This window comes from Actinomycetospora endophytica (genome assembly GCF_021026375.1).
Lineage (GTDB): Bacteria > Actinomycetota > Actinomycetes > Mycobacteriales > Pseudonocardiaceae > Actinomycetospora > Actinomycetospora endophytica.
Genome location: NZ_JAJNDB010000003.1, coordinates 30,727 through 54,643, shown reverse-complemented (window position 1 = coordinate 54,643; position 23,917 = coordinate 30,727). Strand labels below are relative to the sequence as shown.

Genomic DNA, 23,917 nt, shown 5'->3' with positions numbered 1-23,917 from the left:
ACAGCGGACCTGTACTCCGGGGCGGGATCACGAATGATCGTGGTGCGGACAGACGAAAGCCCCGTTGACCTGCGTCAACGAGCTTGTCGTGTGTGTCGGGACGACAGGATGTGAACCTGCGACCCCTTGACCCCCAGAGTGTCGGACGGCGTGTCCTACAGCTTCTGCCAGGGCCTCGGGTCTCGCCCGAATGTCTCCACGTACCTGGAGAGGCCTGGTGTAGCCGGTCGTTCGCACCACGGCGGGTGGAGGCGCTTGCTGCCTCCACCGCCCGGCTCGCCGGATACCGCCCCTGACCACCAGCTGCCGAGAAGCCCACTGCGACCCATAAGCTGTGGTTGTGGCGTTGCCGAGGCGGGTCGCCGATCTCGCGGTGTACGAGATGGCCCTGTCGGTGGCTGCCCTGGGCAGCATGGGACGGGCCGCGACCGAGCACGGCGTCTCCCAGGCCGCGGTCAGTGCCCGCGTCCGGGCGCTGGAGGAGGCGCTCGGGCTGACCTTGTTCGAACGCTCACCGCAGGGCACCCGGCTGACCCCGGCCGGGTCGCTGGTCGCGGACTGGGCCCGCGGCGCGGTCGACGCCGCGTGGGCGATGGAAGAGGGCGTGGCCGCGCTACAGGCAGAGCACACCGGCCGGCTGCGGGTGGCGGCGAGCTTGACCGTGGCCGAGTACCTGCTGCCGCGGTGGCTGGTCGCGCTGCGCACCGAGCTGCCCGAGACCTCGGTGTCGCTGACCACGCGCAACTCCACCGAGGTCGCCGACGACGTGCGTACCGGAGCAGCCGACCTCGGGTTCGTCGAAGGCCCCGAGATCGGCGACGATCTCGACTCCCAGGTCATGGGCCATGATGAGCTGGTGCTGGTGATGGCGCCGACCCATCGGTGGGCCCGGCGCCGCGCGGTCATCCCCGCGCAGCTGGCCGCCACGCCGCTGGTGACCCGCGAGACGGGATCGGGTACCCGGGAGTTCCTCGAGCGCGCCCTCGAGACCGCGGGCGCAGGCCCGACGGCGGCCCCGGTGCTGGAGCTGGCCTCGACCACCGCGATCAAGGCGGCGGTGGCCGACGGTGTCGCGCCGGCGGTGCTGAGCTCGTTGGCCGTGGCCGGCGAGCTCGAGGCGGGCACGCTGGTCACGCTGCCGGTGCGCGGCGTGGCGCTCGGACGCCGGCTGACCGCGATCTGGCGTCGCGGACGGGCACCCGATGGCGCCGCCGCCGCGCTGCTCGCCCGCGCCCGGGCTGCCCACGAGCACCGGACACGGCCCGCGCGGGCGACGTGGCGCACCGGAGCGGGCCACAACCTGAGCTTGTGACCCCGCAACACCGCGACGGCTACCGCCGTGGGCTGCGCACCGCCACCGTGAAGGGTAGACGACCGGCCCGGGACGGGCTGGCGGAGGAGGTGACGACGATGACGATCACCAAGCGCGCTGACATGGTGGTCCACGAGCAGGAGCCCTACAACGCCGAGCCGCCCCGCGGAGCGCTGGCCGGCGAGGCGATCACCCCGATCGAGAGCTTCTACGGCCGCAACCACGGCAGGATGCCGACCACCGATCCCGACACGTGGCGTCTCGTGGTCGACGGGCTGGTTGATCGCGCCCTGACGCTCTCCCTCGAGGAGCTGCAGACCCGCTTCGAGGCCCACGAGGTCGTGGCCACGCTGCAGTGCGCGGGCAACCGCCGCGCCGGGCTGCTGGCGGTGCGCGACATCCCCGGCCAGCACCCCTGGGGGCCGGCCGCCACCTCGACCGCCCGCTGGCGCGGCGCCCGCCTGGCCGACGTGCTGGCCGCGGCCGGGCTGCGCTCGGACGCCTCTGAAATCGCGTTCCTCGCCCCCGACGTCGCCCCCGAAGCCCAGCCGCCGGCGCCGTACGGCGGCTCCATCTCGACCGACAAGGCCGTCTCCGGCGAGGTCCTGCTGGCCTGGCAGATGAACGGCCAGCCACTGCCGGACGCGCACGGCGCGCCCGTGCGGGTGGTGGTCCCGGGCTGGATCGGGGCCCGCAGCGTGAAGTGGATCGAGCGGATCACCGCCCAGGACCACCCCTCGGACAACTTCTTCCAGCAGAGCGCCTACCGGCTGCTGCCGCCCGAGAACGACGACCCCGCCCCGGGTGACGGGGTGGCACTCACCGCGGTCGCGCTGAACTCGGAGATCCTGCGACCCGATGACCAGGCCGTGCTACCGGCCGGACCCGTCGAGATCAGCGGCTACGCCTACGCCGGCGGCGACCGCGACGTCGTCCGGGTCGACGTCTCGGTCGACGGCGGACGCAGCTGGGCCCAGGCCGACCTCGACCGGCGTCTCGGCCGCTGGGCCTGGCGGCTCTGGCATACCACGGTGACCCTGCCCGCCGGGCAGCACCAGATCGTCGCCCGTGCCTGGGACAGCACCGCTGCCCTGCAACCCGAGCACGCCGCCAGCCTCTGGAACCCCAAGGGCTACATCAACAACGCCTGGCCCTCGATCACCGTCAGCATCCACCCCTGACCGAACCACATGGGTCGGCCGCGTGCGCTCAGCCGACTCGGGCCCCGGTCGAGGCGAGGATCAGTGCCACGGTCTCGGTCGGGGCGTCCCACTGGGGGAAGTGCCCGCAGGCGTCGAACCAGCGCAGGGTGGCGTCGGGAAACGCCCGTTGAGCACGCGCGGCCTGACGGGGCAGCGTCACCCCGTCCCGGCGGCCCCAGCCGATCGTGACCCGACCGGGCACGGTGCCCTGCGGGGCGCCGTCCTGGGTCGGGCCGTCGGTCAGAGCGTCGAGGGCGGCGTCGAACGACGGCGAGGCCAGGAACCGACGCAGCTCCTCGAGCGGGACCTCAGGTCGCAACGCCCACGGCCGCGCGGAGAACTGGGCGAGCAACGCCGTCCGACCGACAGGATTGCCCAACAGGGTCGGCAGCGCGGGCGCGATCCGCCGCACCAGCGCCATCGACGCCCGCAGCGACGCGCTGAACACCCGGCGCTCGGCGGGGGTCCAGAACCCGCCGGGGTCGAGCGCGACGGTGTCGCCCCCGGTCCCGCGACGCGCCAGTTCGAGCACGATGCGGGCGCCCATCGAGCTTCCGACGGTGTCGGCCTCGGCCAGACCCTGGTCCTGCATGAAGGTCTGCAGCGCGTCGGTCAGCGTCGCGATCGACACCTCACCCGCGAGCGGCGGCGTAGCGCCGAAGCCGGGCAGGTCCACAGCGATGACCTCTCGGTGCGCGGCGAGGTCGTCGATGACGGTGTCCCACGACCGCCATGACCCTCCGAGGCCGTGAACGAGCAGGAGCGGCGGACCGGTTCCCCGGCGGACGTGATTCAACGTTGCGTCGGTCATGATCCTTCGCTTACCCGCCGGAGTCCCGGTCCATCCCCTCCGCAAGATCGCCGGACACGGCTCTCTCACGACCCCCCAGCGGTACCTGCACCCGGACCACGACGCCGTCCTCGGTGCGGGCGGGCTGCTGACCAACTACCTGCGCGGGTCCCACAGTGGCCCCGTACTCCGGGCGGTGTGATCACGAATGATCGTGGTGCGGACAGACGAAAGCCCCGCTGACCTGTGTCAACGGGGCTTGTCGTGTGTGTCGGGACGACAGGATTTGAACCTGCGACCCCTTGACCCCCAGTCAAGTGCGCTACCAAGCTGCGCCACGTCCCGAACCGCTGCCCGACCGCTGCAGCGCTCCGAACACTACCCCACGCCGCCGTCCGGCCCGATCGCCGGGTCGCGCCCGGAGAGCAGCAGCAAGCGGTTCAGTCCGGCGGCCTCCTGGGCTCCCGCGAGGGGTGCGCCGAAGGGTCCGCCCTGCATCCCGGAGAACTGCTCGACGAACGGCAGGCAGATCTGCACGTCGTCCGCGGAGGCGGCGAACGGCACCGTGATCGCCGTCGCGAGGTCCCAGCCGTGGAGGATGAGCTCGTCGAGCGCGACGACCCCCAGGGCCGCCCGCGGCATCGTCGTCCCCCCGGCCGTGTCCTGCCCGTCCCAGGCTCCCGGGGTGCGCCAGGCGATCGTCAGGTCCTCCAGCGCGTCGGCCACCATCGTGCGCCAGCCGTCCGGGAGCCCGGAGGCCGGCGGTTCCTCCTTCAACTCCTCCTGGCGCCCGATGGCCGCGAAGTGGGCCGTGAACCCGACGATGTGCTCGAGCAGGTCACGCACCGCCCAGGCCTCGCAGGGGGTCGGCAGGTCGAGGTGCTCGTCGGTCACCAGCGCGACGACGCGGGCGGTGGCCGCCGACGCGGGGTGGAAGTCGTGCATCCGGTCCTCCTGTGGTGCGGGACACATCTCCGGGGATCAGTCTCCCGGTTCTCGCGCACGATCACCGGACGGAGGCCCGACCCGGTTGCTTCACACGGACGTCACCACGGCTAGCACGAATGGTGGACACTCGGGCGCCGGTCGTGAGGGGATCACGGAGGAGGTGGGTGTCGTGGCGGAGGCCTGGCCCTTCGCGGCACGTGACGACGACCTCGCGGCGGCCGAGAAGGCGCTCGGCGAGCACGGCACCGTCGTGCTCGGGGGTCCCGCGGGGGTGGGGAAGAGCAGGCTCGCGCGGGAACTCGCGGCCCGCGACCACGGGGCCGTGCTCGGCGTCGTGCGAGCGACCGCCTCGGCGCAGGAGATCCCGCTCGGGGCCCTGCTGGACGTCCTGCCCGACCTCGACCCGGCGACGACGTCCGTCGACCTGTCCCACGTGCGCGACGCGGTGGCCGCCCTCGCCGGGGGTGAGGCCGATCGGCTGCTCGTCGTCGACGACGCCCACCTGCTCGACCCGGCCTCGGCCACCGTCGTCCACCAGATCGCGGCCGGCCGGCAGGCCCGGCTGGTGCTCACCGTCCGCAGCGGCGAGCCCGCCCCGGACGCGGTGACAGCGCTGTGGAAGGACGGCACCGCGGCCCGCCTCGACCTCGCCCCGTTCGAGGAGCACCAGACCCACGCCGTCCTCGCCAGCGTGCTCGACACCCACCTCGAGGCGGGCACCGCGCGGCGGCTCCACGACACCGCGCGGGGCAACGTGCTCTGGCTGCACCACCTCGTCGACGGCGAGCGCGCCGCCGGACGCCTCCGGCAGGACGGCGGCAGCTGGATCTGGGAGGGGACCGTCGCCCTCTCCCCCGCCCTCGACGACCTCGTCGCGACCCGGATCGGCACGCTCACCGATGACGAGCGGCGCGTCCTGGAGCTGCTCTCGGTCTCCGAGCCGCTCGGCCTCGGGATGCTCGAGCGGCTGGCCGGCGCGGCCGCCGTCGAGGAGGTCTCGCAGCGGGGCCTGGTGAGCGTCGAGCCCGACGGCGAGCGCTGGGAGGTCCGCCTCGGCCACCCGCTCTACGGCGAGTCGGTCCGGGCCCGGACGAGCGTGCCCCGCGCGCGCCGGCTGCGCAGCGAGCTGTCCGACGCCCTCGCGAGGACCGGCGGCCGCCGCGCCGGGGACGGGCTGCGGCGCGCCGTGCTCGACCTCGGCAGCGACCGGCCGCACGATCCCGACGAGCTGGTCGCCGCCTCCGTCCAGGCCTCGGGCCTGCGCGACTTCCGGCTGGCGGAGCGACTGCTGCGGGCCGCGATCGCCGCGGGCGGCGGGTTCCCGGCCCGGCTCGGCCTGGCGCACCTGCTGGACTACGAGATGCGCGGCGAGGAGGCGGACGCCGTCCTCGAGGAGACCGCGGACGTCGCCGCCACCCCCGGCGAGCGCGAGCAGGCGGTCATCCTGCGGGGGCTCGCCTGGCACTTCCAGGCCGACCCGCCGCGCTCGGGCGAGGAGCTGCTCGCCGCGGAGGAGGCCGAGCACCACGGCGGGAGCCGCAATCCCGCCTTCGATCCGCTGCGGGCCATGTTCCTCGGGGTCTCCGGGCGCGTGCACGAGTCGATCGAGCTCGCCGGGGCCGTCCTCGCCGACGACACCCGCCCGATGCAGCAGCAGGCGCTCGCGGCCTTCGTCGTCGGGCACGTGCGCTCGCTGACCGGCGGCGCCCGGGACCTGGCGGCGACGATCGAGCGCGGCATCGAGACGGCCGCGCACAACCCGGAGACCGCCGCCGTCGCCTGCAACGTCGGGTACATGGAGATCGTCGACGCCGACCTCGGCGGGCACCGGGAGACGGCCCGGCACCGCCTCGAGTGGGTCCGCGGCCTCGGCGGCCCGCAGGCGCCGCCGTTCGTCGCGCTCTACGAGGGCCGGATGGCGCTCAGCGCGGGGCGGCCGCGCACCGCGATCGGTGCCCTCGAGTCCGCCCTGCCCGCCTTTCCCGGTCACGGCGGCGGCTGGGGCGCGTGGGCGTCGGCGATGATCGCGCAGTCCTACGGCACGCTCGGCGACGCGGCCGCGGCGCGCACCTGGGTCGAGGAGGCCGAGCGGCGCCGACACCCGCACATCCCGATCATCGGGTTCGAGAACGATCTCGCGCAGGCGTGGGCCGCGGTCGCCGCCGGCAGCACCCGGGAAGGAATCGAGCGCACCCGGGCCGGCGCGGAACGGTGCCGCGGCAGGGGCATCCACGCGGCCGAGGTGGTGCTGCGCCAGACGAGTGTGCGCTTCGGCGACCGGGAGCAGGCCGGGCGCCTGGCCGAGCTCGACCGGCTCCTCGCCACGCCGCGGTCCCGGCTCGCGGCCGCCCACGCCGCCGCGCTCGCCCGCTCCGACGCGGAACGCCTGCTCGCGGTGGCCGAGCAGCTCCACGACGCGGGCATGAACCTCGAGGCCGCCGACGCCGCCGGACAGGCCGCCACCACCGCCCGGAGCGCCCAGCGGCTCGTCGTCGCGGCCCGGGCCGAGGAACGGGCGAGGGCGCTCGCGGCGCCGTGCGAGGACGCGACGACGCCCGCCCTGCAGGCCGCGGGCGCCCCGATCCCGCTCAGCGCCCGGGAGCGCGAGGTCGCGGTGCTCGCGGGCGAGGGGCTCACCAACCGCCAGATCGCCGCCCGGCTGCACGTCTCGGTCCGCACCGTCGAGTCGCACGTGTACCGCGCCTGCACGCGCCTCGGGCTCCCCGACCGGTCGGCCCTGGTCGCGGTCGCGGCCACCGGACGAGGGTCGTCCGGAACCGGACCGTCGCGCTGACCGCTTCGTCACGCTCCGCGCCGGACCGGTCCGGCTTCGGAACGTGGCGTGACGACCTCACGGGCGCTTCACCATCGATTCCCCGAATGGCGGACACTCCTCCGGACGGACCCGGACGGAGGAGCGCGGTTCATGGCGGAGGCGTGGCCTTTCACCGCACGCGACGGCGAGCTGACCGCCGCGCTCGCTGCCCTCGACGAGCAGGGCACCGTCGTCATCGGTGGTCCCGCCGGGGTGGGCAAGAGCCGCCTGGCCCGGGAGATCACGGCCCGGGAGGACCCGGAGCAGATGATCGGCGTCGTCCGGGCCACCGCGTCGGCGCAGGAGATCCCGCTGGGCGCCTTCGCGGACGTCGTCCCCGGTGTCGATCCCGGCAGGGCGTCGCCGGACCTCGCCCACGTGCGCGAGGCCGTCGCGGCCCTCGGGAGTCCGGAGGGTGACCGCCTGCTCGTCGTCGACGACGCCCACCGGCTCGACGCCGTGTCGGCCACCGTCGTCCACCAGCTCGCGACCGGGAAACAGGCCCGGCTGGTGCTCACGGTACGCACCGGGGATCCGGCCCCGGACGCGGTGACCGCGCTGTGGAAGGACGGGTCCGCGGCCCGCCTCGAGCTCGCGCCGTTCGACCAGGAACAGACCGACGCGGTCCTCGCCGCGGTGCTCGGCACCGACCTCGAGGCCGGCACCGCGGCGCGGCTGCACGACACCGCGCGGGGCAACGTGCTCTGGCTGCGGCACCTGGTCGACGGCGAGCGCGCCGCCGGGCGGCTGCATCTCGAGGACGGGAGCTGGGCGTGGCACGGCGCCGTGACCCTGTCCCCCGCGCTGGACGACCTCGTCGCGAGCCGGATCGGCACGCTCACCGGCGAGCAGCGGCGGGTGCTGGAGCTGCTGTCGGTCTCCGAGCCGCTGGGGCTCGGGATGATCGAGGAGCTGGCCGGGGCGGCCGCCGTCGAGGAGGTCTCGCAACGGGGTCTGGTGAGCGTCGAGCCCGACGGCGGGCGGTGGGAGGTCCGCCTCGGGCACCCGCTCTACGGCGAGTCGGTGCGGGCCCGGACGAGCGTGCCGCGGGCGCGCCGGCTGCGCAGCGAGCTGTCCGCGGCGCTGGCGAGGACGGGCGGTAGGCGGGTCGGGGACGGGCTGCGGCGCGCCGTGCTCGACCTCGGCAGTGACCGCCCCCTCGACCCGTCGGTGCTGCTCACCGCGGCGATGCAGGCCTCCGGGCTGGGGGACTTCACCCTCGCCGAGCGGCTCTTGCGGGCGGCGGTCGGCGCCGGCGGCGGCTTCGAGGCACGCGCGGGCCTCTCCCACCTGCTCGTGTACCTCATGCGCGACGACGAGGCCGACGCGATGCTCGCCGAGGCCGTCGCGGCGGCGAGCACCCCGACCGAGTACGCCCGGGCAGTGACGGTCCGGACGATGCTGGTCCACTTCGGGGCGCAGGTCGGCGGCGACGGCAGCGAGGTGCTCGCCGAGGCCGAGCGCCGCGCCGCACCGACGACTTCGACACCGCAGGGCTCGGCGCCGGAGGATTCGACGCCCCCGGAGCTCCGTGAGTTCGACGGCATGCGCGCGGCGATCGCGATCTGCCGGGAACGGGTCGACGAGGCCATCGAGCGCGGCGAGCGGGTCCTCGTCGAGGGGACCGGCTCCGACCAGGCGCTGGTCCTCGCGACGTGGGCGCTGTGCATGGCGCGGGCCTTCTCCGGGCGGGGCGCGGTGGAGGGGTCGGTGGTCGACCGCGGTATCGAGGCGGCCCGGCGCAACCCGGAGACCGTCGCGATGCAGTCGAACATCGGGTACTCGCAGATCGTCGACGCCGACCTGCGCGGCCGCGCCGACCTCGCCCGCGACCGGCTCACCTGGGTCCACGGCCTGACCGGCCCGCAGGCCGCGGTCCTCGTCGCGCTCTACGAGGGCCGGATGGCGCGCAGTGCCGGGCGGGTCCGGGCCGCGCTGCGCGCGTTCGCCGGGGCGCTGCCCACCTTCCCCGGGGCGGGCGGCGGATACGGGTCGTGGCTGGCGGCGATGGTGACCCAGTGCCACGGGATGCTCGGCGACGCGCGGGCCGCACGGGTGGCACTCGACGACGCCGAGGCGCGCCGTCACCCGCGCATCCCGCTGCTCGACGTCGAGCTGGAGCTCGCCCGCGCGTGGACGGCCGCAGCCTCGGGGAACCAGCGCACCGCGATCGAGACCTGCCGCCGGGCCGCGGCCCGGTGCCGGCAGACCGGGGTCCTGGCATTCGAGATCGTGCTCCGCCACACCGCCGTCCGGTTCGGTGACCGCGAGCAGGCCACCCGCCTCGCCGAGCTCGACCGGCAGCTCGGCACCGCCCGCGCCCGCCTCGCCGCCGCCCACGCGGCCGCCCTCGCGGCGCCCGACCCGGAACGCCTGCTCGCCGTCGCGGAGGAGCTCGAGGACGCGGGCCTGGGTCTCGAGGCGGCCGACGCCGCCGGCCAGTCCGCAACGACCGCCCGGGCCGCGAGTCGCACGGTCGTGGCAGCCCGGGCGGAGGAGCTCGCGCAGCGGCTCGCGGTCGCCTGCGAGGACGCCCGGACCCCGGCCCTGCGCGACGCGGGCGCCCCGGTACCGCTGAGCGCCCGCGAGCGCGAGGTCGCCGTCCTCGCCGGCGAGGGGCTCACCAACCGTCAGATCGCCGAGCGGCTGCACGTCTCGGTGCGCACCGTGGAGTCGCACGTCTACCGGGCGTGCGCGCGGCTGGGCCTCTCCGACCGGGCCGCCCTCGTCGTCGTTGCCGGCGGACGCAAGCAGTAGCCACCCGCCGTCGCCGCCTCGACCGGTGGGCACGGACGGGGCGCCGACCAGACGCAGGCAGATGCAGTAGTGGACTACTGACGACGCGCCGGGGCGTCGTGAGCCACAGTCCGCGCGCACGCCGGAGGGCGGCGGCGGAGGGAAGCGGTCGGATGCGACTGGGTGCGGGCCGGCGGCCACGGCTCGGCGGCTCGACGACGGATCTGCAGGAGCGGCTCGAGAGCTCGACGGCGGGCCGCGTGATGATCAGCGCCGTCATCCTGGTCGTGCTGGCGGCCGTCGGGGTGACGACCATGCCCGCCTCGACGATCCGGACCCACCTCTCGGTCGCCGCGGACCCGGTCCTGCGGGCCACGGGGCTGGACCAGAACTGGGCGATCTTCTCCCCGGACCCGCGCCGGTCCGCGGTGTACGTCGAGGCCCGCGTCGACCATCCCGACGGGTCGGTGACGACATGGCCGATCATCACCGACCGGTTCCTCGGCGAGTACACCGACTACCGGTGGCACAAGTTCGAGGAGGACATGTGGCTCGACCCCGGGGCCTCGTGGTCCTGGGCGGGCTACGCGCGCTGGGTCGCCCAGCAGGACCGCGCGGCCGGGCACCGGCCCAGCCGGGTGAGCCTGGTGCGGCACTGGTCGGACTCCGCCCCGCCCGGCACCCCGACGGTGCGCGGCCCCTGGCACGAGCAGACCTTCTTCTCCCGGCCGGTGGTGATCGGATGACCCGCGCCGTCGCCGCCTGGAACCGCTTCTGGTTCCAGCCACAGCCGACCTCCACTCTCGCGCTGGTCCGCATCGCGGTGGGGCTCGTCGCCACCGGGTGGACCGCCTCGCAGCTCCCGACCTTGCTCACCTTCTACGGCCCGAACGGCGTCATGCCGGCCCTGCCCGACGAGGCGCCCGGGATCTGGGGCCTGCTCACCGTCGGGGCACCGTCGGCGGTCGTCGTAGGGGCCTGGGTGGTCACCCTGCTCAGCGCGATCGCGCTCACCGTCGGCCTGCACACCCGGCTCGCGGCGATCCTGCTGTTCCTCGGGATCCTGTCGTTCGAGCGCCGCGACCCGATGGTGGTGAACGCCGGCGACGTCCTGCTGCGCGTCGTCGTGCTCTACCTGGCCCTCGCGCCCGCCGGCGCCGCGCTCTCGCTCGACCGCTACCGCGCCCACCGCGACCGGTTCTGGGAGTTCCCCGCGCGCGCACCCTGGGCACTGCGGCTGATCCAGATCCAGCTCAGCGTGCTCTACCTCGGCACCGTCTGGAGCAAGATCAACGGGGAGACGTGGCGCAGCGGGACCGCCGTGTCCTTCGCCCTGCAGATCGAGGACATCCACCGCGCCCCGGTCCCGGGGTTCATCACGAGCTCCCCGACGATCGTCGAGCTGCTCACCTTCGGGACGCTGGCCGTCGAGCTCTCGATCGCGCTCTTCGTGTGGAACCGGACGTTGCGCCCGTGGGTCCTCGGCGCAGGCATCACCCTCCATCTCGGGATCGCGCTGTTCATCATGGTCGGCTTCTTCTCGCTCACGATCCTCGCGGTGTACCTCGCGTTCGTGCCGCCGGAGACCGCCGCGCGGCTGGTCGGGACCGTCCGGGACCGGACTTGGCCGCACCGCGAAGCCGAGGCCGACGCCGGGCCCGAGCCGGTCGCCGAACCGGTCGCCGAGCCGGTCGTCGAGCCGGTCGTCGAGCCGGTGCTCGACCGGCGACCCTGAGCGGACGTATCGCTACGGCAACGCGGACCAGGTCCGTGCCGGTGAAGCAGTAGTGGACTACTGCAGACGCTCTGCGGCGTCAGGCCCACGATCTCCCCGCAAGCGAGTAACGGGGGGTTTGACGTGACACGCCGCTTTTCGTTGCGCGGATATACCGATGTCCGCGAACTGGGCCAGGGCGCGACGGGAGTCGTGGTGCTCGCCCATCACGACGCCACCGGGACCGCGGTGGCCGTCAAGTACCTCTCCGAGGAGCTCTGGGCCTCCGGAGAGTTCCTCGACGACTTCCGGTACGAGGCCGAGCTCCTGGGCAGCATCGACGACCCGCACGTCGTCTCCCTGTGGGAGTACGTCCAGGCCCGGGACGGCGCCGCGATCGTCATGGACCTCGTCGACGGGGTGACCCTGCGCCGGATGCTCGCCGAGCAGGGCCCGACCGAGCCGGAGCCCGCGCTGCACGTGCTGCGCGGGTCGCTGCTCGGTCTCGGGGCCGCTCACGGGCGCGACGTCGTGCACCGCGACTACAAGCCCGAGAACGTGCTGGTCACCCGCGACGGCGAGACCGTCCTGACCGACTTCGGCATCGCGGGCCGGCAGGGCGACGCGATGACCTCGGCGGGCACCGCTCCCTACATGGCCCCCGAGCAGTGGGGCGACGGGACGGCCACCCGCCGCAGCGACGTGTACGCCGCGACCGCGACGTTCGTGGAGTGCCTGACCGGCCGGCCGCCGTTCACCGCGCCCGACGACGGCCTGCTGCGTCGCCAGCACGAGAACGCCCCGATCCCGGTGGAGTCCGTGCCCGAGCCGGTGCGCGACCTGGTGCGCCGCGGACTGGCCAAAGACCCCGCCGAGCGGCCCTCGGACGCACTCCTGTTCGCCGCCGAGCTCGACGAGCTGGCGCGGGAGGCCTACGGCGAGGACTGGGAGGAGCGCGGACGGCGGCGGCTCGCCGAGCGCGCGGCGCTGCTGGCCCTGCTGTTCCCGCTCGCCGCCGGCGCCGTCGGCGGGACCGCCGTGGCCACGACGGTGCTGGGTGGCGCCGGCGTCAGGGCCGTCGCCGGCTTCTTCTCCAGCCCGCGGGCCCGGGTGGGGCTCGGGATCGCGGCGGCGACGCTGATCGTCGTCGGGGGCTCGTTCGCGGCCGTGACCACGCTCGGCGGCAGCGGGGCGACGACGGCGACGGCCGCGGCGGCGGGCCCGGCGCTCGTCGGCGGACCGCTGTCGGGCGGCGGGCCAGGGCTCGTCGCGAACTCCACCGGCGGGTCCGTGGCGGCGCTGCCCGCCGTGGCAGGGGGCGCCGGGAACGGAACCGCCGGGTCGGCTGCCCGGGTCGGTGGCGGGGGCGAGGTCGACGACGGTTTCGCCATCGTGCTGCCCGCCGACCCCGGCGACCCGGCCCCCGCAGCACCGGTGTCCGCGCCGCTCCCGCCGGCGCCGGCTGCTCCGGCTCCGGCTCCGGCTCCGGCTCCGGCTCCGGCGCAGTCCGCTCCCGCGCCGCCTGCTCCCGCGCCGCCGGCGCCCGTGCCGCCGCCACCGGCCCCGCCGGCCTCCGGTTCGACGACCGGTCCCACCACGGGCTCGACGACGGGCTCGACGACGGGTTCCACCACCGGTTCGACGACGGGTGGTTCCACGACCGGCGGCTCCACGACGGGCTCGAGCACGGGCGGCTCCACCACCGGCAGCTCCACGACGGGCTCGAGCACGGGCGGCTCCACCACCGGTTCGACGACCGGCTCCACCACCGGATCGACGACGGGTTCCACCACCGGCTCGACGACGGGCGGCAGTTCCGGCGCCAGCACCGTCAACGGCGGCTCCGGCAACTCCCCCACCACCGGCGGCAGCTCCGGCTCCAACACGGTCAACGGCGGCTCCGGCAACTCCCCCACCACCGGCGGCAGCTCCGGCTTCAACACGGTCAACGGCGGCTCCGGCAACTCGCCCACCACGCCCTGACGCGCTCCGCGGCGCGGATCGCCCAGGGCATCGAGCACGTCACGACGGAGGATTCGGTGGACGCAGCAGACGAGCGGTCGACCCAGATCGGGCGGCGCCGTCGGGAGGAACCCGGCACACCCGCAGCCGAGGAGCCGGCAGCCCCTGCGGCGGCGGAGCCCGGGACGGCCGTTCCCGCGACGGCGACCCGGCTGGGAGCACGACGCTCCGGCGGTTCGCCCGACGAGGCTGCCGCTCCGACCGCCGACACCCGCCTCGGCGCCCGGCAGCACCGCGCGCCCACGACCACGGCCGGCGGCTCCGCGCCGACCTCGCTCGGGGAACGACCTCGCACCGCCGACGACGACACGGAGGCGCCCGCCACCCTGGGAACCGCCCTGGGGGCCCGTCGCCGCGCGGCGCCCGGGGACGACCCGGTGCCGGTCGGCGCCGGGACCTCACTCGGCGCCCGTCGACAGGAGCGGGACGGTGACGCCACGGCGGCGCCGTCGTCCCGGCCGCCGCAGGACGACGAGGTGGTCCGGTTCGGTCCTGGGGTGCCGGTGCGCGATCCCGCGGCGCCGTCGTGGTCCGCGGGACGCGGCGGCGCGGCCAGGGCCCGACGGCGGCGTCGTCCGTGGATCGGGGGCCTGCTGACCGTCGGGCTGCTCGCCGCGATCCTCGCCTTCCTGTTCCTGCGCCAGGGCGACCCGATGGTGGTGCAGTCGGTGCACGTCGACGCGTCGCTCGCCCCCGGGACCTGCGACACCGTCGTCGACGTCGTCGGCACCGTCGCCACCGACGGCCACGGCGGGACGCTGCGCTACCAGTGGCAGCGCAGCGACGGCGAGACGACCGCCGTGCTCTCCCAGACGGTGCCGGACAAGGCGACGACCACCCAGGTCCACCTGCAGTGGAGCGTCAGCGGCCGTGGCCGGTTCCCGGCCCAGGCGATCCTGCGCGTCCTCGAGCCCACCCCGATGGAGTCGGCCGGTGGGTTCACCTACTCCTGCTCGTAGTCGAGGGAACGGGTTCCGATGACCGAATCGATGCTGCACACGTTGATCACGCGGATGGCGCTCGACGCCGACTTCGCGCGCAGCGTCCAGTCGGCGCCCGACGCGGTGGCCGAGGAGTACGGCCTCAGCGACGACGACGTCGCGAAGCTCGCCTCGATGACGGTGGACACCTCGTCGCGGCGCCCCCGTCGCCTCGAGGAGCGCCTGTCGCGCTCCGGTCTCTTCTTCGGCAGCGAGCTGCACACGAGCGGCCACGACTCGGGCGGGGACTCCGGACACAGCGGCGATTCGGGCGGCAGCTCGCACTCCAGCAGCAATTCGAGTAGCTCGGGACACTCGAGCAGCAGCTCGAGCCACTCGACCGGTTCCGGCGGAGACTCCGGGCACTCCGGCAGCTCGGGACACTCGAGCGACTCCGGGCACTCCAGCAGCTCCGGGCACTCCAGCAGCTCGACGGCCGACTCCGGCCAGGCGAGCAACGCCGGTCACTCGACCAGCCACGCGAACGGGTCCCAGGCGACCGGGTCCCACGCGAGCAGCTCCGCCACGAGCGGTTCCGCCGCGCACACGACGAGCGCGGCCCCGGCGAACGGGTCCGAGCACGGCTCCTCCCAGGCGTCCGCCTCGTCGCAGACCACGGGCCCGGCGGCGTCGGCCACGCCGGCGAGCGCCACCACCGCGGACGGCGCCGGCCAGCCCGCACCCACCGAGGGCAGCGCAGGACAGGCCGGCGCCGCGCACACCACCACCGACCAGAGCGCCGGGACGACGACGGCCCCGACCAGCGCGTCCACCGCCGCCAGCGGCGCCCCCACCACGGACGACACCACCCACCCGGACTCCGGGTCGACCGGCCACGGCGAGGGCACCCCGTCGAACTCGTCCGGTTCCGGACAAACCGCACCGACCACAGGCGAGCACCCCACCTCCTCGGGGAGCGGCGGCATCACCGGGGCACCGGGGCCCGTGACCTCGACCAGCGGCGTCGCGCCGGTCACCTCGATCCCCGTCGTCCCCGGCGCGACGACCACGGTCGGCACCGTCGCGGCACCGGCCGCGTCCGGCACGACGGTGGCGTCCGCCTCGTTCGGCAACACCCAGCACAGCACCACGAGTGTCACGCCCGGCCCCGGCCAGGCCGCCGCGACCGCGCAGCCCGACGGGCGGGCCACGACGACGTCGTCGTCGGACACCCTCGTCGTCGGCGAGCCCGGCACGTCCTTCCACGCGCTCACCGCCCCCGCGGACACGAGCGGCCTCGCCCCGGACCAGAACATCGAGTTCACCGGCGCGGACCCCGCCGACGGCGCGGCGGACGCCAACGCCTCGTATCACGGCGGCATCGTCGACCAGCAGGATCTGGGACAGCACGCCGGCGACAACATGCGCGACGTCCGCCTGACCTTCGGCGACGGCAGCACCGCGGACGGCATGCACTACTACGACGGCGGGGGCGCGTCCCACACCGAGTACACGCTGGCCGACGGCACCACGGTGAAGGACTCCCAGGGCCTCACCAGCGGCGACACCACCGTCGGCGCCCCGGACGGCACGACCACCTCCACCTCGTGGTCCGGGACCAGCCTCACGCAGGAGGTGACCGCCCCCGACGGCACCGTCTCCCGGACCGACTGGTCGGCGCCCCGCGCCGGGACCCCCGGAGAGGAGCTCTTCCACTCCTCCGGGGCCGACGGCATCGCCACCAGCGTGGTCGCCGCCCCCGACGGCGGCGCCGTGGCCACCGTCGTCCACCCCGACGGCGTGACGCAGACGGTCCGGCTCGACGTCGCCCAGGTCGACAACCCCGACGGGAGCACCACCCGGGTCTTCACCTACCCGGACGGCCGCACCGACGCCTTCACCTTCGACTCCGCCGGTCATCCCGTCGGCCACGAGGGCCACCCCGCCACCGAGCCCGACGCCGCACCGGTCCCCCAGGCCACCACGGACGCCACCGCCGCGTACCACGGGGGCGTCGTGAGCCAGCAGCTCGTCGGCAGCAACGCCGACGGGTCGGACACCGTGCACCTGATCTTCGGCGACGGCACCGGTGTCGACGCCCACCGCACGACCGACGCGTCCGGGTCGGTCACCACCTACACGCAGCCCGACGGCACCGAGATCAGCATGGGGACGCTCGCCGACGGGGGCGGCACCCACTCGGCCCAGGGTCCCGACGGCAGCGGTGCCGAGTCCTCCTGGAACGGCACGGAGTTCAACGAGTTCACGGTCCGGCCCGACGGCACCACCCAGGACCTCCAGTGGAACTCCGCCCTGGCTCCCGTCCCGGGCCAGGAGCTCTTCCACATCAGCGAACCGGACGGCCCCTACACCAGCATCGTCGCGACCCCGGACGGCGGAGCCGCCGCCTTCACCCTCGCCCCGGGCGGTGGCGCCGCCCAGAGCGTCCGCCTCGACGTCGCCCAGCTCGACAACCCGGACGGCACCACCACCCGAGTCTTCACCTACCCCGACGGCCACACCGACGCCTTCACCTTCGACACCGCCGGCAACCCCGTCGCCCACGAGTCCCACCCCGCGACCGACCCCGGCGCCGGGCCCGCCCCGCAGGAGACCATGCCCGCCACCGCGGAGTACCGCGGCGGAATCGTCGACCAGCACGACATCGCGACCAACGACGACGGCTCGACCACCGTCGAGATCACCTACGGCGACGGGAGCACCCAGGAGGTCTCCCGCACCCTCGACACCGACGGCTACCCCACGGACGACTTCGTCCGGGCCGACGGCACCCACGTCGTCGACATCACCCACGCCGACAGCGGCACCCGGATGATCGCCCACCCCGGCGACTCGGGCAGCTACACCACCTGGACCGGCACCACACTGTCCGAGACCGACTACGGGTCCGACGGCGCCGAGACGAGCTCGACGGCGTGGTCCTCGCCCCTGGAGGCCACCCCCGGCCAGGAGCTGTTCCACGTCACCGAGGCCAACGGGCCCTACACGAGCGTCGTCGCCACCCCCGGTGGTGGCGCCGTCGCCACCACCTTCGCCCCCGGCGGCGGGGCCACCCAGACCGTCCGGCTCGACGTCGCGCAGATCGACAACCCCGACGGCACCACCACCCGCGTCTTCACCCAGCCCGACGGACGCACCGACGCCTTCACCTTCGACACGTCCGGCCGACCCGTCGCCCACGAGGCCCACCCCGCCACCGACCCCGGCGCGACCCCCGCCCCGCAGGAGACCACCCCGGCCACCGCCGACTACCACGGCGGGATCGTCGGCCAGCAGTATCTCGGCAACAATTCCGACGGCACGGTGAAGCTGCGGTTGACCTTCGGCGACGGCACCACCCTCGACGGTGGACGCGCCATCGCCGCCAACGGCGACCCCTTCATCTTCTACACCCGCGCCGACGGCGTCTCGATCAAGGACGCCACGAGCGCCGACGGCGGTGCCACCCGCATCGACGTCCCCGGTGGCACGACCACCTTCACGCAGTGGACGGCCGACTCGTTGATCGAGAAGGTCGGGATCAACGGCCAGGTGTCGCAGACGACGATGTGGTCGTCCCCCATGGAGGGGACCCCCGGCCAGGAACTGTTCCACGTCTCCGGACGCGCGGGCGACTTCGACACCTACACCAGCGTCGTGGCCGCACCCGACGGCGGGGCGACGGCGGTGATGCAGGGCCCGAACGGTCAGGTCGAGCACGTCCGGCTCGACGTCACCGAGACCGACAACGTCGACGGCACCCACACCCGCGTGTTCACCTACCCCGACGGCCACACCGACGCCTTCACGTTCGACGCCGCCGGCCGGGCCGTCGCCCACGAGGCCCACCTGCCTCCCCTGCCGCCTCCTGAGCCGCCCGTGACGGGGACGCAGGCGACGGCGGTCGACGACGGCCCGGTCGCCACGACCGCGGGAACGCCCGAGGTGGGCGCCGGGACGCCCGACGCGGGCGCGACGACGCCCGACCCCGGCGCGGCAACGCCCGACCCCGGCGCGACGACGTCGTCGTCGTCGCCCACCGAGCCGGGCGGCACCCAGCCCGCCGCGACCGGGACGGACGGCGCCCAGGCCGGCGCCACGACGGACACCGGATCGACCGGTCACGAGTCCTCCGCGGCCTCGACGTCGGGCGGTGAACAGCACGCGACCACCGCCACCGACACTCCCGTCACGACGGCGGGCACGGCCGCCCCGGTCCTCGCGCCAGCGGCGGCCGTGACCGCGAGCGCCGGTCCGATCGGCGCGACCCACGGCGGTGACGTCGCCACGAAGGTGCTGGCCACCAACACCGACGGCAGCAAGGTCCTGCTCGTCACGCGGGCCGACGGCACGTCCGTGCAGGTCCACCGGGTGGTGAACGCGTCGGGCCAGAACGTCGACTCCTACCAGGACACCGACGGCTCCGAAGTGGTCACCTCGGTCGGGACGGGCACCGACGCCGGAACCGGCCACACCACGGTCGTCGGCACCGACGGCTCCAGCATCGTGCGCACCTGGGACGGCACGGGTCTGCACGAGGCGGACACCGACGCCGCAGGTGTCACTCGGGAGTTCGGCTGGAGCTCCACCATGCAGGGCACGCCCGGCCAGGAGCTGTTCTCGATCAAGACCACCGGCGCCGAGAGTGCCGCGGTCACCACGACGATCAACGCGACCGCCGACGGCGGCGCGGTCGCCACCGCCACGGACGCCGCCGGTGACTCGGCGACCGCCCGACTCACCGTCACGGAGATCGCGAACTCCGACGGCTCGCACACCCGCGTCTTCGGGTTCCCCGACGGGCACTCTGAGGCGTTCACGTTCGACGCCGGCGGCACCCCGGTCGCCCACCAGACCATCGCACCGCCCCAGCCGGCCGAACACGCGGCCGACGCCCGCGCCACCACCCAGGCCACGGACCCCCGGGGCACCGACGATCAGCACGCGAACCCCGATGCCGAGGCCGACGGTCGGTCGACCCACCCGGACCAGTCGGGCCACGCCGGCGAGCCCGGCCGGCACCAGCATCAGAAGGGCCGGCTCGACCACTGGGCCCAGGACCTCCGCGGCGCCGTTCTCGACGCGATGAACGGGAAGACCGCGCCGGCCGGCGACGCGTACCACTCCATGATCAACGGAGTCGCCCAGTTCGTCAGCACCGCCCTCAAGTCCGGTCCGGAGGGGCTGCCGAACGCCCCGTGGGCCGGCGACGTCGCACAGTTCCTCGTCGGCGCGCTGCACCTGGGCCAGGGCGATCAGCACGCGGACCCCGGGGTTGCCCACGGGAGCAGCGTTCCCCACGGCACCGCCGAGGACGCGACCGCCGGCACGACCCACACCGCGCCCACCGACGCCGCGACGACGCACGCCACCGAGGCGGGTCCGGCCACGGCGGCCACCGCGGCCGTGCCCCACACCGTCGTGATCACCGCGACGGACGGGTCACGCGTGGAGACCACCGCCACCGCCGACGGCTCCACCGCACAGGTCACCTATCACACGGACGGCAGCGTCGAGACCCTGGCCAAGAGCGCCACGACCGGCCGCACCACGGTGACCGTCGTCGCCGCCGACGGCACGCTCTCGCGCACCGTCACGACGGCCGACGGTTCCACCGGCAGCCTCACCCAGCACGCCGACGGCGCGAAGACCACCGCTGTCCAGACCGCCGACGGCTCCCGCTCCGCGGAGACGGTGCACGACGACGGGACCTGGTCGGCGATGCGGCACGACGCCGCCAGCGGACAGACCATCCAGAAGTCGCTCGACGGTGAAGGCACCGTCTCCTACACCGACACCAGGTCCGACGGCAGCGTCCTCACCGCCGAGAGGCACGCCGACGGCACCGTGATCCAGCAGGTGACGGATGCCCAGGGCAACACCGTCGACACCACCCGCGCCGCGGACGGGACCGGGAGCGAGACCACCCGCACCACCGACGGGCACGTCGAGGTCAAGTCCCTGGCCAAGGACGGCACGCAGAGCGAGTCGGTCACCGACCCCGACGGCTCCTTCACGTCCGTGACCCTGGGTCCGGACGGCACGAAGACGATCGCGAACGGGACCGCGGACGGTTCCAGCGTCACCCAGGCGACGGCGCCCGACGGCACCGTCACGACGACGGCCGTGGACGGCACGACCGAGCACCGCGTGGTGACGACCCAGGCCCACGACGGCAGTGTCACCCAGCGGGACACCGCACCCGACGGTTCGTACAGCCAGGTCGTCCAGGCGGCCGACAAGTCCGCTGCGGACGTCACGGTCGTCGACGGCAACGGCGCCACCACCAGGACCATCCACATCCAGGACCCGGGCACCGACCACTCCGTGTCCACCGAGCAGGACATCTCCGACGGTCAGACCACGCACACCGTCGTCACCACCAAGAGCCCCGACGGCTCGGCGACCCAGGTCGACACCGCGGCCGACGGGAGTACCACCACCCAGCAGGTCTCGGCCGACAAGGCCACCGTGGACGCCACGACGAAGGCCGCCGACGGCACCGTCACCCGGACGGTTCACGTGGCCGACGCGAACACCGACCACTCGGTGACCACCGTGACGAACGCGGACACGAGCACCGTCGTCACCACCGCGGGCCCCGGCGGCTCGTCGACCGAGCTCGCCACCGCTGCCGACCAGAGCTGGACCAGGACGGTCACCACACCGGACGCGGACGGTGGCACCGGCCCGACCACCGTCCTCATCACGACGAGCGGCAACCGGACGATCAACGGGGTGGTGAACGGGGACGGCTCGTCGCGGTGGAGCGAGCAGGACGCCTCCACCGACAACCACTCCATCGTCACGACGAACAACGTCGACAAGTCGGTCGACCGGATGGACACCGCACCCGACGGGACCTGGACCTCGACCCACTCCTCGGCCGACAAGACCTCGGCGACCGTGACGACATCGGACGGTCGCACGATCTCGATCAAGGACCCCGGCACGGACCACTCGGTGTCCACCGAGAAGGACGACTTCACCGGGCAGCACACCGTGATCACGTCGAACGACGCCTCCGGCACGATCACGCGGCTGGACATCGCCGACGACGGGTCGTCGACGATGACCGTGATCACCCCGAACCAGGGCTACGGCGACGTCAGCGCAACGACGGTCACCACGATCTATCCGCACCAGGATCCCGCCGTCGACGCCAGGAACGCGATCTACAGCGCGACCGGCATCGGCCAGTGGGACCCGGGCAACACCACCCGGACGATCCACACCACCGTGTACGCGGACGGGCGCACCGTCTCGACGGAGACCGACCCGTTCACGGGCGGCAACACGGTCGAGATGCACGTCGCCGGCGAGAACAGCTGGACCAGGACGACGACGGCACCGAACGGCGAAGTGATCGGCACCGCGGACTCGAGCGGCCAGCACTTCGTGCTGCAGCATCAGGCCGACGGAACGACGGTCAGCCAGACGACGTATCCCGACTACTCGACCGTCACGCTGTGGCAGCACCAGAACGGCGACTACGAGGACCAGACCGTCTCCGGCAACGGCACCGACACCCAGATCGTCAGGTTCGTCGCCGCCACCGGCAAGGTCACCACCGAGAACCACCACAGTGACATCGGGACCGTCCGCCAAGGTCTCAGCACCGACCCCGCGGACACCTCGACCGTCCAGCTGGGGCGGGCGGCCGCGACGGCAGCGACCACGGCGGTTCCCACCGCCGTCACGGACAGCACGATCCCCACGGTGCCGTCGAGCACCGCGTCCGTGGTCGGCCCGGCCGGCTCGACGTACGACACCACCATCACGGTGCCGGGCTCGCAGACGGGTCACGCGGTCGCTACGACGACCCCGGCCACCGCAACCACCACAGCTGCCCCGGTCACTGGAGCTGCTCCGGCCACTGGAGCTGCCCCGGCCGCCGCGACCGCCCCGGCCAACACCGGTCTCCCGAGCGGCACGGCAAGCCCGGCCACCCCGGCCGGCCTGGTCGCGGCGGGCACCGGAGCCGCCACCAACCTGGCTGGCACGGGCGGGACCGCCGCGACCGGAGCCCTCACCAGTGCCGGGAACCAGGTCACCGGAGCCCTCACCGGTGCGGAGAACCAGGTCACCGGCACCCTCACCCACGGCGCCGACGAGGTCACCACCGCCATCGGCGACGCCAGGAACACCATCACCGGGGCCATGGCCGATCCCGTCGGCACCGCCGGCACGGTCCTCGGCGATCCGGGAAGCGTGCTGGCCCAGGGGCAGCAGGCCCTGAGCGACCCGTCGGGTGCGTTGTCCAACGGCGTCGCCGGCCTCGAGAAGACCGGTACCGGCCTCCTCGACAAGGGCACGGGCATGGTGAACGGCGCCCTCGACAAGGCCGGAGACGTCGAGCAGCAGGTGGCCGGCGGACTCTCGGACCCGGGCGCGCTGCTCGACAGGGGCTTCGACAAGGGCAGCGACGCCCTCGATTCCCTGATGACCGGCGACAACCTCGACAACGTGGCGGGCGGGGGTCTGGACCTCCTGGGCGGGGCGGTCGGCCGTCACACGTACACGGCGTCGTTCGACGGGTCGTTCGGGCTCGCCGGCTCGCTCGAGGGCTCCACGACGATCGATGGCGTGCTGTTCGAGGGCGGGATGTCGGGCGAGGTCGGCGGCGGGATCAGCGCGATGGCGACCGCCACGCTCGGGCCGTCCGGGATCACCGCGATGGCCGAGGGCAAGGTGTGGGTCGGGGCCGACGGCGAGATTCACGGCGCGATCGTCTCCGGGGGCACGAGCCTGCGAGGCGCCGCGGAGGGGATGGCCGGCGTCGATGCGGAAGGCCTGGCGGCCGCCAAGCTCGGCCTGAGCGGCATCGACCTGACGGCCGGCGGTGAGGCGTTCGCGGGCGCCCAGGCCGATGCCAGCGCGAACGCCGACCTCGGGCTCGGTCAGGGGACGTTCGGCGCGGGGGTCAGCGCGGGCATCGGGGCGAACTTCGAGGCCGGCGCGGACCTCTCCCTGAGCAAGATCGGCTTCCACATCGACGCCGGGGCGACGCTCGGGGTGGGTCTCAACATCGACGTCGACGCCTCCATCAACACCTCGCGGGTCGGGTCGGACGCGCTCACCGGGATGTGGCAGGTGGACCTCGCGTCCGACGGGGTGAAGCTCGTCGGCGGCGTCACCCACGCCATCGGGGAGGGCTCCGAGAAGCTCGGCGGCGCGATCGAGAGCGGGTTCGACGATCTGGGGGACGACGCGCGCGACGGCTCGTTCCTCGGTGACACGGCCGCGTTCGCGCTCCACAACGTCGGCGGGATCACCGGCGAGAGCATCAAGGTCGGCGGCGAGGTGCTCGGCGTGATCGGCGACGGGGTCAGCGAGATCGGCAAGGGCATCGGGACGATCGCCGATGTCGCCGAGGACGTCGTCGACGAGGCCGGAAAGATCCTGCCGTGGAACTGGTGACCGTCCGCGAGCCCCACCCCCTCGAGACCGTGCGGGAG

At 74.2% G+C, this 23,917-nt stretch carries 13 protein-coding genes and 1 tRNA gene; 9 read left to right on the top strand and 5 right to left on the bottom strand.

Going from position 1 to position 23,917, the window contains the following annotated elements; genetic code table 11:
- The first annotated feature begins 340 nt into the window (after positions 1 to 340).
- On the top strand, positions 341 to 1,312 hold the full coding sequence (locus LQ327_RS15570; RefSeq protein ID WP_230735223.1) for a LysR family transcriptional regulator: 972 nt from the start codon (positions 341 to 343) through the stop codon (positions 1,310 to 1,312).
- 98 nt (positions 1,313 to 1,410) lie between these two features.
- A complete protein-coding gene (locus LQ327_RS15565) occupies positions 1,411 to 2,493 on the top strand; it encodes a sulfite oxidase (RefSeq protein ID WP_230735221.1) in 1,083 nt (360 codons plus the stop codon).
- Positions 2,494 to 2,521: 28 nt separating this feature from the next.
- On the opposite strand, the gene LQ327_RS15560 is transcribed toward LQ327_RS15565, so the two are convergent.
- From LQ327_RS15560 to LQ327_RS15550, 3 genes are all read right to left on the bottom strand, one after another.
- Positions 2,522 to 3,325, bottom strand: coding sequence for an alpha/beta fold hydrolase (locus tag LQ327_RS15560; RefSeq protein WP_230735217.1), 804 nt, complete (start codon positions 3,323 to 3,325; stop codon positions 2,522 to 2,524).
- 250 nt (positions 3,326 to 3,575) lie between these two features.
- Positions 3,576 to 3,649 (bottom strand) — tRNA-Pro (locus LQ327_RS15555).
- 33 nt (positions 3,650 to 3,682) lie between these two features.
- Positions 3,683 to 4,249 (bottom strand): TIGR03086 family metal-binding protein, encoded by a 567-nt coding sequence (locus tag LQ327_RS15550; protein ID WP_230735208.1) that lies wholly within the window; start codon positions 4,247 to 4,249, stop codon positions 3,683 to 3,685.
- A gap of 172 nt (positions 4,250 to 4,421) precedes the next feature.
- Between LQ327_RS15550 and LQ327_RS15545 the strand changes: the two genes are divergently transcribed.
- The 6 genes from LQ327_RS15545 to LQ327_RS15520 all read left to right on the top strand — a co-directional run bounded on the left by LQ327_RS15545 (position 4,422) and on the right by LQ327_RS15520 (position 14,498).
- A complete protein-coding gene (locus tag LQ327_RS15545; RefSeq protein WP_230735206.1) occupies positions 4,422 to 7,046 on the top strand; it encodes a helix-turn-helix transcriptional regulator in 2,625 nt (874 codons plus the stop codon).
- A 132-nt stretch (positions 7,047 to 7,178) separates the two neighbouring features.
- Entirely contained in the window at positions 7,179 to 9,824 is a 2,646-nt protein-coding gene (locus tag LQ327_RS15540; RefSeq protein ID WP_230735204.1) for a helix-turn-helix transcriptional regulator, read from the top strand.
- A gap of 152 nt (positions 9,825 to 9,976) precedes the next feature.
- Positions 9,977 to 10,549, top strand: a complete 573-nt coding sequence (locus LQ327_RS15535) for a hypothetical protein (protein WP_230735202.1) — start codon at positions 9,977 to 9,979, stop codon at positions 10,547 to 10,549.
- On the top strand, positions 10,546 to 11,538 hold the full coding sequence (locus LQ327_RS15530) for an HTTM domain-containing protein (RefSeq protein ID WP_230735200.1): 993 nt from the start codon (positions 10,546 to 10,548) through the stop codon (positions 11,536 to 11,538). The genes LQ327_RS15535 and LQ327_RS15530 overlap by 4 nt, the downstream gene beginning before the upstream one ends.
- Positions 11,539 to 11,661: 123 nt before the next feature.
- Entirely contained in the window at positions 11,662 to 13,500 is a 1,839-nt protein-coding gene (locus tag LQ327_RS15525; RefSeq protein ID WP_230735197.1) for a serine/threonine-protein kinase, read from the top strand.
- A gap of 56 nt (positions 13,501 to 13,556) precedes the next feature.
- A complete protein-coding gene (locus LQ327_RS15520; protein WP_230735195.1) occupies positions 13,557 to 14,498 on the top strand; it encodes a hypothetical protein in 942 nt (313 codons plus the stop codon).
- On the opposite strand, the gene LQ327_RS15515 is transcribed toward LQ327_RS15520, so the two are convergent.
- Together LQ327_RS15515 and LQ327_RS15510 are read right to left on the bottom strand one after the other, a co-directional pair.
- A complete protein-coding gene (locus tag LQ327_RS15515; protein ID WP_230735193.1) occupies positions 14,483 to 14,977 on the bottom strand; it encodes a hypothetical protein in 495 nt (164 codons plus the stop codon). The two genes, LQ327_RS15520 and LQ327_RS15515, sit on opposite strands and share 16 nt — an antisense overlap.
- Before the next feature lie 6 nt (positions 14,978 to 14,983).
- Positions 14,984 to 15,496, bottom strand: coding sequence for a hypothetical protein (locus tag LQ327_RS15510; protein ID WP_230735191.1), 513 nt, complete (start codon positions 15,494 to 15,496; stop codon positions 14,984 to 14,986).
- Between LQ327_RS15510 and LQ327_RS15505 the strand changes: the two genes are divergently transcribed.
- The gene (locus tag LQ327_RS15505) at positions 15,465 to 23,879 is read left to right on the top strand and encodes a beta strand repeat-containing protein (RefSeq protein WP_230735190.1); all 8,415 of its coding nucleotides are present in this window, start codon (positions 15,465 to 15,467) and stop codon (positions 23,877 to 23,879) included. The genes LQ327_RS15510 and LQ327_RS15505 overlap by 32 nt on opposite strands.
- The last annotated feature ends 38 nt before the right edge of the window (positions 23,880 to 23,917 follow it).

Excerpts from the sequence above, each read along its gene's own strand:
- LQ327_RS15565 (WP_230735221.1), top strand. The coding sequence starts at position 1,411 with ATGACGATCACCAAGCGCGCTGACATGGTGGTCCACGAGCAGGAGCCC.
- LQ327_RS15560 (WP_230735217.1), bottom strand. The coding sequence starts at position 3,325 with ATGACCGACGCAACGTTGAATCACGTCCGCCGGGGAACCGGTCCGCCG.
- LQ327_RS15550 (WP_230735208.1), bottom strand. The coding sequence starts at position 4,249 with ATGCACGACTTCCACCCCGCGTCGGCGGCCACCGCCCGCGTCGTCGCG.
- LQ327_RS15540 (WP_230735204.1), top strand. The coding sequence starts at position 7,179 with ATGGCGGAGGCGTGGCCTTTCACCGCACGCGACGGCGAGCTGACCGCC.
- LQ327_RS15535 (WP_230735202.1), top strand. The coding sequence starts at position 9,977 with ATGCGACTGGGTGCGGGCCGGCGGCCACGGCTCGGCGGCTCGACGACG.
- LQ327_RS15530 (WP_230735200.1), top strand. The coding sequence starts at position 10,546 with ATGACCCGCGCCGTCGCCGCCTGGAACCGCTTCTGGTTCCAGCCACAG.